Origin of the sequence: Bradyrhizobium sp., from assembly GCF_035701725.1 — a bacterium.
Lineage (GTDB): Bacteria > Pseudomonadota > Alphaproteobacteria > Rhizobiales > Xanthobacteraceae > Bradyrhizobium.
The window spans coordinates 1-13,519 of the sequence record NZ_DASSRP010000428.1; the positions used below are offsets into that span (position 1 = coordinate 1).

At 62.5% G+C, this 13,519-nt stretch carries 9 protein-coding genes and 2 pseudogenes; 4 read left to right on the plus strand and 7 right to left on the minus strand.

The features are described 5' to 3' along the window. Positions 1-203: pseudogene (locus VFL62_RS26450) on the minus strand (amidohydrolase); the annotation flags it as partial. Between the two features lie 236 nt (positions 204-439). Here VFL62_RS26450 and VFL62_RS26455 point away from each other — a divergent pair. After that, a complete protein-coding gene (locus VFL62_RS26455; RefSeq protein WP_325175348.1) occupies positions 440-2,059 on the plus strand; it encodes a GMC family oxidoreductase in 1,620 nt (539 codons plus the stop codon). Positions 2,060-2,096: 37 nt separating this feature from the next. Here VFL62_RS26455 and hpnO read toward each other — a convergent pair whose 3' ends face one another. Next, the gene (hpnO, locus tag VFL62_RS26460; RefSeq protein WP_325175349.1) at positions 2,097-3,488 is read right to left on the minus strand and encodes an aminobacteriohopanetriol synthase HpnO; all 1,392 of its coding nucleotides are present in this window, start codon (positions 3,486-3,488) and stop codon (positions 2,097-2,099) included. Positions 3,489-3,587: 99 nt separating this feature from the next. On the opposite strand from hpnO, the gene VFL62_RS26465 reads away from it, so the two are divergent. After that, positions 3,588-4,199, plus strand: a complete 612-nt coding sequence (locus tag VFL62_RS26465; protein ID WP_414644851.1) for a DUF2147 domain-containing protein — start codon at positions 3,588-3,590, stop codon at positions 4,197-4,199. Here the strand turns inward: VFL62_RS26465 and VFL62_RS26470 are convergent. Next, positions 4,167-6,755, minus strand: a complete 2,589-nt coding sequence (locus VFL62_RS26470) for an MMPL family transporter (protein ID WP_325175351.1) — start codon at positions 6,753-6,755, stop codon at positions 4,167-4,169. The two genes, VFL62_RS26465 and VFL62_RS26470, sit on opposite strands and share 33 nt — an antisense overlap. A gap of 468 nt (positions 6,756-7,223) precedes the next feature. On the opposite strand from VFL62_RS26470, the gene ispH reads away from it, so the two are divergent. Continuing rightward, positions 7,224-8,150, plus strand: coding sequence for a 4-hydroxy-3-methylbut-2-enyl diphosphate reductase (gene ispH / locus VFL62_RS26475; protein ID WP_325175355.1), 927 nt, complete (start codon positions 7,224-7,226; stop codon positions 8,148-8,150). A gap of 31 nt (positions 8,151-8,181) precedes the next feature. Then, complete coding sequence (gene hpnH, locus VFL62_RS26480; protein ID WP_325175352.1) at positions 8,182-9,330, plus strand: adenosyl-hopene transferase HpnH; 1,149 nt, start codon at positions 8,182-8,184, stop codon at positions 9,328-9,330. Here the strand turns inward: hpnH and VFL62_RS26485 are convergent. The 4 genes and pseudogenes from VFL62_RS26485 to VFL62_RS26500 all read right to left on the minus strand — a co-directional run. Next, positions 9,271-10,065 carry a phosphorylase gene (locus tag VFL62_RS26485; protein ID WP_325175356.1) on the minus strand — a complete coding sequence of 265 codons (795 nt, stop codon included), beginning with the start codon at positions 10,063-10,065 and terminating at the stop codon, positions 9,271-9,273. The genes hpnH and VFL62_RS26485 overlap by 60 nt on opposite strands. Further along, positions 9,999-11,984, minus strand: coding sequence for a squalene--hopene cyclase (gene shc / locus VFL62_RS26490; protein ID WP_325175353.1), 1,986 nt, complete (start codon positions 11,982-11,984; stop codon positions 9,999-10,001). Before shc ends, VFL62_RS26485 begins: the two co-directional genes overlap by 67 nt. A 57-nt stretch (positions 11,985-12,041) precedes the next feature. Continuing rightward, on the minus strand, positions 12,042-13,289 hold the full coding sequence (gene hpnE, locus VFL62_RS26495; RefSeq protein ID WP_325175354.1) for a hydroxysqualene dehydroxylase HpnE: 1,248 nt from the start codon (positions 13,287-13,289) through the stop codon (positions 12,042-12,044). A gap of 41 nt (positions 13,290-13,330) precedes the next feature. Beyond that, positions 13,331-13,519: pseudogene (locus tag VFL62_RS26500) on the minus strand (squalene synthase HpnD); the annotation flags it as partial.

A 13,519-nucleotide genomic window follows, 5' to 3' on the forward strand; every position in this document is an offset into this window, starting at 1 on the left:
GGCTTCCGTCCCTTGATGACACCGACGACGCCGGTACCGCCGAGGCCGGTCACCACTTCATCGCAGCCGAACGCACGAAGCCGCTCGGCCACCAGGTTGGACGTACGCTTTTCCTCATATCCCAGTTCCGGATGTTCATGGATATCGCGGCGCCAGGCCTGAATTTCGGGTTGCAGGTCGGCCGCGCGGTTGACGATGGGCATGGGAAACTCGGTTTTGGATGGTTGATCAAAGCCTTATCTAGCACACTAGCGGCGAATTTGAAGTTCCTATCACACGTCGCCTCGATAGCTTGCGAACACCGAAATCGCGCCCGGCGCGGCAAGCGAATCCTAAAGAACGGGGCACTATTCATTGACAAAAGTGCAATGGCCGGACTTTGGTCCGGCCCATTAACGTCCGGGTGACGGGTGCACGAACCAAGGGCGGAAACGGGAAAATGACGACACGGATCGAGGGCGATTTCGACTACATCATCGTCGGCGCCGGCACCGCCGGATGCATCCTCGCCAACCGCCTGTCGGCGAACCCGAAAAACCGGGTCCTGCTCCTGGAAGCCGGCGGCAGCGACAACTGGATCTGGTTTCACATCCCGGTCGGATACCTCTTTGCCATCGGCAATCCGCGCTCGGACTGGATGTTCCGGACCGAGCCCGAGGCCGGGCTCAACGGCCGTTCGCTGGCCTATCCGCGCGGCAAGGTGATCGGCGGCTCGTCGGCGATCAATGCCATGATCTCGATGCGCGGACAGGCCGCCGACTATGACCACTGGCGCCAGCTCGGCCTGACCGGCTGGGGCTATGACGACGTCCTGCCGGCGTTTCGCCGGCTCGAAGATCACTTTCTCGGTGAGAGCGAACATCACGGCGTGGGCGGCGGCTGGCGTATCGAGGCGCCCCGGCTGTCATGGGCCATCCTCGACGCCGTCGGCGATGCGGCCGCGCAAATGGGTATTCGCAAGACGGCTGACTTCAACACCGGCGACAACGAGGGCGTCGGCTATTTCCACGTCAACCAGAAGCGCGGCCGCCGCTGGTCGTCGGCGCGCGGCTTCCTCAAACCGGCGCTCAAGCGCACCAACCTGCGCCTTGAGAAGAACGTGCTGGTCGACCGTCTCATCATCGAGAACGGTCGCGCCGTGGGCGTCTTGTTCTCCCGGGACGGGCAGGTTTTCGAAGCCCGCAGCCAGGGCGAAGTGATCCTGAGCGCCGGCTCGATCGGTTCGACGCAAGTGCTGCATCGCTCCGGCATCGGTCCGGCAGAATGGCTCACCCCGCTCGGCATCACCAGCGTGGTCGACCGGCCGGGTGTGGGGCGCAACTTGCAGGACCACTTGCAGCAGCGCGCGATCTACAAGGTCTCCGGCGTGCGCACGCTCAACGAAACCTATTATTCATTGATGCGGCGCGGCCTGATGGGACTCGACTACGCCTTTCGCCGGCGTGGCCCCTTGACGATGGCACCCTCGCAGCTCGGCATCTTCACCCGCTCCGATCCGCACCGTGACCGCGCCAACATCCAGTTTCACGTCCAGCCGCTGTCGCTCGACAAGTTCGGCGATCCGCTGCACCGTTTTCCGGCCATCACTGTCAGTGCCTGCAACTTGCAACCGACGTCGCGCGGCACGGTGCGGATCAAGTCTCAGGCACCGGACCAGGCGCCGGCGATCGCGCCGAACTATCTGTCGACGGATGACGACCGCCAGGTCGCCGCCGACGCCATCCGCACCACGCGGCGGCTGATGAAGCAGCCGGCGCTGGCACGCTTCTCTCCGGAAGAATTTTTGCCGGGCCCCTCGGTCGGCGATGACGACGCCTCGCTGGCGAAAGCCGCCGGCGGTATCGGAACCACGATCTTTCATCCCGTCGGCACCGCCAAGATGGGCACGCAGAACGATCCGCTTGCCGTGGTCGACGAACGCCTGCGCTTTCATGGGCTGGCGGGCTTGCGCGTTGCCGATGCCTCGGTGATGCCGACGATCACATCCGGCAACACCAACACGCCGACGGCGATGATTGCCGAAAAGGCGGCTACGATGATTCTGGAGGATGCGCGCTGATCTCGCGCAGCCGTAAAATCAATTTCAAACGGAAGCCTTAAGCGGACTTACGCACCGCGTTGTCGACCAGCGTCTTGCCGAGCGACCAGATCGCGCCAGGCACCTTGTGGCTCGCCGCGATCACGTCGTCGAATGCCTGTTCGATCCAGTTGCAATCGTCCTCGGTGATGGTCAGCGGCGGCAACAGCTTGATGGTGTGGCTGCCGTGGCCCGACACCTGTGTCAGGATCTTGTGATCCTTGAACAAAGGTACGGTGATGAGCTGGCAGAACAGCCCCTTGTTGGCGGTCTCCAGCACGTTCCACGACGCCTTCAGTCGCAGCGACTTCGGCGAGCCGAACTCCAGACCGATCATCAATCCTTTGCCGCGGACTTCCTTGAGAAGCTCGTAGCCGGGCACCATCCGGTTGAGCGCAAGGCGAAGTTCGGCGCCACGCTTGGCCGCAGCCTCGACCAGCTTCTCCGCCTTCATGACCTCGAGCGTTGCAATGCCGGCGGCCATCGCCAGATCGTTCTTGGCGAAGGTCGAACCGTGCACCACCGCGCGGTCCATCTGATTGAAGATCTTGTCGAAGATATTCTTGCGGGTGAGCACCGCACCGACCGGCACGTGACCGCCGGACAGCGCCTTCGACAACAGAACCATGTCGGGCTCGACATTCCAGTGCTCGACCGCAAGGAAACGTCCGGTGCGGCCCATGCCGGTCTGGATTTCGTCGGCGACGAAGAGCGTGCCGTACTTCTTGCAGAGCGCAGCCGCGCCGGGCAGGAATTCGTCGGTGGGCATATTCACGCCCTTGCCCTGGATCGGCTCGAAGATGAAAGCGGCGACCTCGCGCGAGGCCAGCGCGCGCTCGAGCGCGGCAAGATCGTTGAACGGGATGGTCGTGCAACCGGGAAGCAACGGCTGGAAACCGCCGCGGAAATTGGAATCGTCGGTCAGCGACAGCGCGCCGTAGGTCAGGCCGTGATAGGCGTGTTCGCAATAGACGATGCCGGGCCGGCCGGTTGCGCCGCGGGCGAACTTGATCGCGGCTTCGACGCATTCGGCACCCGAATTGGCAAAGAACACCTTGTCCAGATATGGGACATATTTGAGCAGCCGCTCCGCGAGCACACCGGCGAGCGTGGACACATCGAGCTGCACGAGGTTAGGAAGGTCGGCATCAATGACGCTCTTGAGCGCCTGCCGCAGCGCCGGATGATTCCGTCCAATCGCAAAAACGCCAAAACCGCTCAGTAGGTCGAGGTAACGTACCCCGTCGCGATCGTAGAGATATTGACCTTGGCCCTTCTGAAAACCGACATCATATCCGATGGTCTTGAGGACCCGAACGAGCTGCTCGTTCAAATGGCGCGCGTGCATGGAGCTGCGCTGCCCCTGCCGGTCCACAAACACCTCAGAAAGATCTAGATTGGCATATGTCATCGGTTACATACTTCTGCTAGCGCCCAATCCGTCAACTGAAAACGCTGAATGCGGCGTTTTGCCATCCTTCGGATCATCGATTTGAACATAGGTTACACCATGTTGCACTGCCCGCGAGCCACTCTGCGCACATTTATACTTTTTGGTATATTTGCCACAACAAGTGCGGCTCCTGCGCTGGCAGCCGATCCTACCGGTGACTGGCGTGTGGCGGACGGCGTCGCCCACATCCGCGTCGCCGAATGCAGCGGCAACATGTGGGGCGTCGTCGCCTGGGAACAGGAACCAGGCGGGCTCGACGAACACAATCCGGATGTCTCAAAAAGGAGCAGGCCCACCCTCGGCATGCCGATCCTCATCAACATGAAGAAGAAAGCCGGCGTCGATCAGTGGGAGGGCCAAGTCTATAACGCCAAGGACGGCAAGACGTATAGCTCGACGATCAAACCGATGGGGTCCGACAAGCTGGAAATTCAGGGCTGCGTGCTCGGCTTCCTCTGCGGTGGAGAAACCTGGACTCGCGTGGCCGGCCCCATTCCGCCGAGTCCCGTTGCGAGTGTAGCAAAGGGCGCAAAGACTGCGGTAGTCCCGAAAACTACGGGCGCAATGGCAGCGCCGGCAAAGTTGCCGGCCGGTCAGAAGCAGGCCGGCACGACGGCCGACATCGGCGATATCTGCCTAATCCCCGACGTGGCGCGGTTTGCCCATTAGCGCCGGCTGAAACAGCAGCACCGCGGCCAACGTCGTGACGAGCGACAGGGCCAAAAGCTTGCCCATGCTCGCGGTGCCCGGATGGCTCGACAGCCACAGACTTCCAAACGCGGTGGCCGTTGTCATCGCGCTGAAGAATATCGCACGCGTCAAGCTCGACTGCAGCAGATTCGTTCTGCCCGATCGCCATGCCGTAACATAATAGATCTTGAAAGCGACGCCGACGCCGAGCAAGAGCGGCAATGCGACGATGTTGGCGAAATTGAGCGGCAGGTCGATCAGCACGCAAATCTCGAGCGTCACGGCGCCCGCGACCAAGAGCGGCACCAGCGTCATCAACACGTCGGTGATGCGCCGCAGCGCGAGCCAGAGCAACAGGCTGATGACGAGCAGCGCCCAGAAGCCGGCGTGAATGAACGCCTTCACGATTGTATCGCCGGATTTGAGAATTGATACCGGACCGCCGATGGCGGTTGGCTCCGCGGCGAGCACGGCGGCGGCAAACTTGCGCAGCGTTTCGTTGTCGTTGGGATCGCCGCGCGGCTCGGCCTCGACGCGCATCAGGCCATCCTTGGTCTTCCAGCCGCTGACGAGATCCGCCGGCAGGTTGTTCAGGGTGACGGGCTTGGCCTGCAAGGCGTTCTTGAGCTGATCGAGCACGATCTTCAGCGGCGTGACGAAGATCGCTTGCGTCTTCTCGCGCGTGGCCTGGTCGGAATCGGCCAGCTTTTGCAGATCGTCAGCCAGCCGGCGCGAGGCGGTCGCGCCCGGTCCCTTGGCTTCCCCGGCGGTCTTGCGCAGGCTCTCCGCCGATCCCTTCAAGGCATCGACGTTCTCCGCATCCGACGGCGGCTCGTCGATCGATTCGGGATTGAGCGCCGGATTGAGCGTCTTGGCGCCCTGTGCGATCAGCTTCAGTTTTTCCGGCTGGTCTTCCGGCACGAAACTGTCGAGCGAAACCACCCGCAGAACTTCAGGCAGCTTGGAGAGTTTTTCCTCGATCTTCTTCGCATCGGCTTCCGAATTCGTCATCACATTGATGGCGTTGGCGCCGGTGTTCGGGTCCTTTCGCAGATCGAGAAACGTCGCGATCGATTCGACGTTGGGATTGCGCAGGTGCATCGGATTGAAATCGAAATGCAGGAAATAAAGCAGCGGCAATCCTGCCACCGCGACCAGCAGGGTTCCCGCAACGATGATGACGCGATGCTTCTCCAGGAAATGATCGACCGGCGCCAGAAAGGCGTAGCCGACCGGCTCGTCCTCGCCCGGCGGGTTAATCAGGCTGAGCAGAGCGGGCAAAACGGTGATGCTCGAGAAGAACGCCACCAGCATGCCGAGGCCTGCGATCTCGCCGAGCTCCGAGACGCCTTTGTAGTCGGTTGGCAGAAAACAGAGAAATCCCGCGGCCGTCGCCATCGCGGCGAGCGAGAGCGGAACGGCGGAACGTTCCGCAGCGCTCGTCAGCGCGGTCTTGAGATCGTTGCTCTTGAAGCGCTCGGAGCGATAGCGCACGCTGAACTGGATGCCGAAGTCGACACCGAGGCCGACGAACAGAACGGCAAAGGCAATCGACAGCAGGTTCAGCGAGCCGACCATCATCAGGCCGAGCGCCGTGGTGATGGCAAGGCCGATGAACAGGTTGGCGAACACCGCCGAGATGATCTTGACCGAATGCAGCGCCAGCCACAGAATGACCAGCACCACCAAGACCGTCCCTACTCCGTTGACGACGGCACCGTCGGCGACCGTTGCGAACTCCTCGTTGGCAATCGGCACCGGTCCGGTGAGGCGGACCCGCGCGCCATACTGGCCCTGGAAATCGAGTTCGCTCGCCGCCTGACGGATCGCGTCGGTGGCCGCCTTGCCAGGCTCGAGGGCGTTGAAGTCGAGAATCGGCTTGAACTCGATGAAGCTGCGCCTGTCGGCGTCGGTCAGGGGCTTGTCGCTGACCAGTTCGCGCCAGGAGAACGTGGCATTGCCGTTCTTCAACTCGTCTTCGATGGTCTGCGAGATCTGGTTGAAAGGCCGCTCGGTACTGTCGAGCTTGATCTGGCCGCGCTTGATGCCGGCCAGAACCGTCTCCAGCGCGCCGGTGAGCCCGCGGATGCTCGGGTCGCCCGCCATGATTTCGATCAGGGGTGCTGCGGATTCGAACTGTCCGGTCAGGCGGCCGACCTGGTCCTTGGGGAGAAACAGGAACGCGTTCTTCTCAAAGAACTCGCCCGAACCAAGCGGCAGCACGGACTGGAAGTGCTGCTTGTCGCCCACGAGCTTATGAAACAGCGCCGCACTTGCGGCGGTGGTCAGCTCCGGCGTCGGCCCCTCCACCACCGCAATGATCGTGCTTTCCTGATCGAAAGCCTTTTCAAATTGAATGTCACGCTTGCGCCAGTCGAGATCGGGCGAAATCAGCTTGTTGATGTCGGTATTGATTTCGAAATGTTCGACCGCATAGTAGCCGGCCGCGACCGCAAGAGCGAGAGCAATCAGAACAGTCGTGGCGGCAAACCGGGTGCAGGTCTGGACAATTGAAATGACTATCTTTGTCAGCACGTCTATTCTTTCTGGTGTCTGCAGCCTGCCGGAAACGCCCGCTATCTAGCGGAGTTCCCCGGGCCAATCTAATGTTGTTTTTGCGCTTTTCCCGCGGCTGTCGGCCTTAAAAGGCCTAGAAGGCGCGAAATTCGGGCCATCGCGCGCTTTGCTGCCTTAATTCGCCGTAATGACGTAGCTGTGAGAAGATGGATAGGTGCAAATGCGAAAAGAGTATTATATTACCTAAATTAACGCTGCGAACCACATATATCTAGCCGAGGTTCCGGCCCGAGCGTCGCCGCCTTTCCTATCTGGTCTTTTTTTGACACAAAGCCCTGCACCTGTCCGGCAGGTTGGTGCGGAAGTTGCAAACACGCGTTGATATCTGGTGGTCCAATCCCAACATTCGCATCCTTTCTCAGCGGCCCAGCAGCGCCGCATCGAACAGCAAAACGGGGATAGTTGAACTTGCGTAACGGCCGTCCAATGGAAGTCTATCTGGCACAACCCCGCGGGTTTTGCGCAGGCGTGGTGCGCGCGATCGAGATCGTCGAGCGCGCGCTCGAGAAATATGGCCCGCCCGTCTACGTTCGGCACGAGATCGTGCACAACAAGTACGTGGTCGAAAGCCTCAAAAACAAGGGCGCGATCTTCGTCGAGGACCTTTCGGAAGTACCGCCGCTCGCCGTCACGGTGTTCAGCGCCCATGGCGTCGCGCGTAGCGTCGAAGAGGAGGCCGCAGCGCGTGGCCTGCCCGTCCTCAACGCCACCTGCCCGCTGGTCACCAAGGTCCATAATCAGGGCAAGCGCTACATGTCCAAAGGCCGGTCGCTGATCCTGATCGGGCATGCCGGTCACCCCGAGGTCGAGGGCACCATGGGCCAGGTTCCCGGACCCGTCCTGCTGGTTCAGAACGTGGATGACGTCGCCGCGCTGGAACTGCCGGCCGACACCCCGGTCGCCTACATCACCCAGACCACGCTCAGCGTCGACGATACCAAGGACATTATCGCGGCCCTTCACGAGCGTTTTACAGATATTCAAGGCCCGGACACACGGGATATCTGCTATGCGACACAGAACCGCCAATCTGCGGTAAGGGACCTCAGCAAGCTCGTTGACGTTATTCTGGTCGTGGGCGCGGCCAATAGTTCCAACTCGAACAGATTGCGCGAGATCGGGACTGAAGTGGGCGTCGCCAGTTACCTGATCGCCGACGGCAGCGAGTTGAACCCGGAGTGGCTGAAGGATGCCAAGGCCGTCGGAATCACCGCCGGCGCGTCGGCACCGGAGGTTCTGGTCGACGACGTGATCGAGGCTTTGAAGCGGATTGGCCCCGTCGCTGTTTCAGTCCTCCCGGGCCGCGAGGAAAATATCGAATTCAGGCTGCCGGCCGAGTTGACGGCAAGCTGATTAACACCTGACTGCAGAAAGAAAGCTTGTAATGGCAATACCGTTCTTCAAGGAAATTCGCATCGGCGGTTATCTGATGAAGCAGAAGCTGATGGGCCGCAAGCGCTATCCGCTGGTGCTGATGCTGGAGCCGCTGTTCCGCTGCAACCTGGCCTGCGTCGGCTGCGGCAAGATCGATTATCCCGATGCGATCCTCAATCGCCGGATGACCCCGCAGGAATGCTGGGACGCGGCCGATGAATGCGGCGCACCAATGGTTGCGATTCCCGGCGGCGAGCCGCTGATTCACAAGGACATCGGCGAAATCGTACGCGGCCTCGTGGCGCGCAAGAAGTTCGTCTCGCTCTGCACCAACGCGCTGCTGCTCGAGAAGAAGCTGCATTTGTTCGAGCCCTCGCCATACCTGTTTTTCTCGGTGCATCTCGATGGCCTGAAGGACCATCACGACAAGGCTGTGTCGCAGGAAGGCGTGTTCGATCGCGCTGTCTCGGCGATCAAGGCCGCCAAGGCCAAAGGCTTCACCGTCAACGTCAACGCCACGATCTTCGACGGCCATTCGGCCGAGGACATCGCCAAGTTCCTCGACTTCACGGTCGAGCTTGGGGTCGGCGTCTCGATGTCGCCGGGCTATGCTTATGAGCGCGCGCCCGACCAGGAGCACTTCCTCAACCGCACCAAGACCAAGAACCTGTTCCGCGACGTGTTTGCGCGCGGCAAGGGCAAGAAGTGGAACTTCATGCATTCCAGCCTGTTCCTGGACTTCCTGGCCGGCAATCAGAACTACGAGTGCACGCCCTGGGGCATGCCCGCCCGCAACATTTTCGGCTGGCAGAAGCCCTGCTATCTGCTCGGCGAAGGCTACGCCAAGACCTTCAAGGAGCTGATGGACACCACGGACTGGGATACGTACGGCACCGGCAAGTATGAGAAGTGCGCCGACTGTATGGCCCACTGCGGTTACGAGCCGACGGCTGCGACCGATGCCTTCAAGAATCCGTTCAAGGCGCTCAAGGTTGCGCTCAGCGGCGTCCGCACCTCCGGCCCGATGGCGCCGGAAATCGATCTGAGCCAGCAGCGGCCGGCCCAGTACATCTTCTCGGCGGAAGTGCAGAAGCGGCTCTCAGAGATCCGCCGTGACGAGGCCCTCGCTGCCGAGCAGAAAGCTTCGACAGCCGCGTAAGGATCGCAGGGCGCGATTGAAATCGAGCCCGGTGGTGACGAGATCGTGCAGCGTTCGCGGATTACGCGCAACGCTGCGCACGATCTGACGCAGGTCGACACCGCCATCCGGCTTGATCGCGGCCATTGCCACCTGCGGCAAGGCGCGATGGGCCGGGTCGCTGACCACGCGCAGCGCGGCGAACGGCAGCCCGGCGTTGGCGGCATATTCCGCCGCAATATGGCTTTCCATGTCGACCGCGGCGGCGCCGGTTTCCAGGTGCAGCGCCTCCTTGAGGTGACGGGCGGCCACCACCTGCTCGGCGCCGGCCAGGCGTCCCCTGACAATACGCCGGCGCCCGAGCCCGACGCTGGCGATCAGATCATCGTTCAAGGAAAGGCCGGCCAGCCAGCGGGCATCGCCCGCCAGCACTTCGGTCGCCACCACCACGTCGCCCGACTTCAGCGACGGATCGAGGCCCCCGGCCACGCCGAAGCTGATGACGCCCTTGATCGTCGTCGGATCGAACACGGTGAGCAGCGCGCGCAACTGCTGCGGATCGCTACTGCTGCAAATAACGGTCATCCCGGGGCCGGATGCGATCCGGGCCTCCTGAATCAGACCAGTCACAATGAGCACCGGCCGCGGGTCCACCTTACCCACGGACGTTCTTACCCCTGCCCCCAACTTCACATCCCGACCCCTACCACCCTGCTGTTGGTCTTTCGCAAATTCCGGTACCGCGCCAACGCCCAGAGCGGAAAGAATTTCGAATAACCATGATAGCGCAGATAAAATACCCGAGGAAAGCCTGTAGCGGTATAGCGCTGCTCATCCCACAAGCCCTTTTCGGTCTGTGTGGTCATAAGATACGCGACACCACGGGCAACGGCCGGATTTTCGACCTCGCCCGCCGCCATCAGGCCAAGCAAGGCCCATGCCGTTTGCGAGGCTGTCGACGGGCCGCCGTCATATTTGCCGTCGAATTTCTTATAGTCGAGTCGGTAGCTGGAGGCATCCTCCCCCCAGCCGCCATCGGCATTCTGGATTGACACCAGCCAGTCCGCCGCCTTGCGGACCATTGGATCGCCGTGCGCCACGCCAGCGGCATTCAGCGCGCACAGCACCGACCAGGTGCCGTAAATATAATTCAGGCCCCAGCGGCCGTACCAGGACCCCTCCGCCAGCTGGGTCCGGCGCAGGTAGTCAATCCCGGCCGCCACGGCCGGATTCCCGGCGGTTTCCCCCAATTGGGCGAGCATGGAGATGCAGCGGGCGGTGACGTCTTCGGTCGGCGGGTCCAGCAAGGCCCCGTGATCGGAGAACGGAATGTTGTTCAGGTAATATTCGAGGTTGTTGACGTCGAAGGCGGCCCACCCCCCGTCCCTGCTCTGCATACCCTCGATCCACTCGCGCCCACGGGCGATCGCCGCGTCATAGGCGGGGTTGGCGACGCCGTGACGGGCGCGATCCATGGCCATCACGACGACGGCGGTGTCGTCGAGGTCGGGGTAATGGGCATTGTTGTACTGGAACGCCCAACCGCCGGGACGGGTGTTCGGCGCCTTGACCGCCCAGTCCCCTTTGACGTCCAGAACCTGTCGCGGCAGCAGCCAGTCCAGGCCCTGTTTGGCCGGCCCGACCGCCTCATCGCTCCCCGCTTCGAGCAACGCATGGCAGGTCAGCGCCGTGTCCCAGACCGGCGAGACGCAGGGCTGGCAATAGGCCTCGTCCTCACCGATCACCAGGAGCTTGTCGAGCCCCCGCCGCTGGGTGGCGCGCGGCGGATAGTCCGCGCCTTTGCCAAGCGCGTCATACATCATGACCGCGTTGGCCATCGGCGGGAAGATCGCTCCGACCCCGTCCTCGCCATTCAGCCGCTCCTCGGTGAAGGCCACGGCCGCCTCGATCGCGCGTGCGCGCAGGCGCTTGGGAAACAGCGGCTCGATCAGGCGCAATATGCGATCCAGCGTGTCGAACAGGAGGAACCAGCTCCAGCTCTGGTGCGGCGCCTTCGACACCATCCCGACCGAGCGCGGGTCTTCGAGGAACAGTTCGTCGATCCCGACGCACTTGGGATTCTTGGCTCGCGGCTTTAGCGCCGCCAGCACCAGCAGCGGCACCAGCGTGGTCCGCGCCCAATAGGAAATCTTGTTCAGATGGAACGGCGACCACATCGGCAGCAACGTGATCTCGACCGGCAAGACCGGCGTTGCGCGCCAGGTCGTCACGCCGAACAGCGCAAACATGAACCGCGTGAAAACGTTGCTCTTGCTCGCGCCGCCGCGCGCATGGATCGCCTCGCGCGCTCGCACCATATGCGGGGCGTCGATGGAATCGCCGATCATCTTCAGGGCAAAGTAGGCCTTGACGCTCGCGCTCATATCGAAGGCGCCGTCATGGACCAGCGGCCAGCCGCCATGGGCGCCCTGAATGCGCCTGAGATACCGGGCAATCTTGGCTTCCAGCACGGCATCGACCGGCTCGGCGAGATAATGCCGGAGTAGCACATACTCCGCTGGAATCGTGCAGTCGGCCTCGAGCTCAAAGACCCAGTGGCCGTCGGACTGCCGAAAACCGAGCAGCGCCTGCGTCGCCGAGCGAATGCTCGCCTCGAGCCCATCCACATCATCGATTGCGGCTGTGTTGGTCGCGGAAGGCATAATGCCCGACATCCCTTTATTCATTGCACTGTCTTTTGGCCGCGCCGGCGGTTCCGCGCCGGGCCCGGTTCAGGCCATGGCGAGGACGAGATCGGCCGCGCGGTCACCCGACCGCACCGACCCTTCGATGGTGGCCGGCAACCCCGTATCAGTCCAGTCGCCGGCAAGAAACAGGTTTTTGAAGGCGGTTTTGGCCCCCGGCCGCAGGGCGTTCTGTTCGGGGGTCGCCTCAAATGTGGCACGGCGCTCCCGCACGATCTGCCAAGGGGGCAACTCGCCCGAGACCCCGGTCGCCTGGCAGACGTCGCGCCAGAGCGCCTGGGCCAGTTCCTCACGCGGCATGTCGACGAGCCGGTCGGCGCCGCTGATGGTGATCGACAGGCGCTGGGGGAACGCGAACACCCACTCCACCAGCCCTCCCACGACCCCCAGGATCGCAGGAGCGCCCTTGGGCGGGTCGAAGCGGAAATGGCCGTTCACAATCGCCTTGAATTTCGTCGGCGTCTTCAGGCCCGGCAGCAGCGAGGACGCGGACCGCGGCGGCACCGCCAAGACGACCACGTCGGAGGGCGCAAGCGCGACCTTCTCATCGCCGAAGTTGAGCTCATTGACCTGGCCGGCCGCGCTGCCAAAGCCGCGCAATTCCCAGCCAAAGCGGACGTCGGCGCCTTTGTCCTGCAACAGCTTGATCGCCGGCTCGACCAGCACGGCGCTCAGGCCCTCGCGCGCGATCAGCGGCCGGCAGGCCTGTCCGCCCGCAAGCAGCGTTTCCCGCACGATGGCACCCGCGAGGCCCGCCGAACCGACCGGCGGATCAACGTTGAGCGCGGCCAGCAGCAGCGGCTGCACCAGGCGCTGGTACAGCGTCCCCTTGCAGGGAATGGCATCGCCGACTAATCGCGACGGCGACGACCAGATCAATGGCATCAGCGCCAGATAGTCGCTTACCGAAGTGTCCGGCACCCGCCGCTGCGGATCAAATAACCATAACGGCAGGCGGCTATCGCCGAGATCGAGCTGCCAGCGTTTGCCGGTCGCCAGATCGACAAAGGGAAACTGGGCACGCTTCGGACCCACCAGCCCCGCTTCGGTGCCGATCGACCTGGCGTAAGCCAAAGCGTGATGGTTACCCGACAGCAGAAGATGGTTACCGTTATCGATGGTCAAATTGGTTGCAGCATCGAAGTAGGAACGGCAGCGCCCGCCCGCCTGCTGCGTGGCCTCATAGACGCGGACCTTGAAGTTCGCATTCGCGAGCCTCACGGCGGCCGACAGGCCTGAGATTCCCGCACCAACGATATGGGCAACTCTTTGCATCGGACGATTGGGTGAGAGGCTTTTGGAAAGAGGTTTTGGGATCAGAACAGGCCGTAGCGCAGCACAATGGCCAGCTTGGCAACCTTGTTCAGGCGCACCGGCGTGCGGGGGTTAGCGAACCCGCGCGCAACAAGCAATCCCAGAATGGAACCATAGTATCGGGACATGATGCGCGGCGCCCGCACGGCACGGCGCGAATTGCGGGCCATGATCTCGTCGGACTTCGCGAA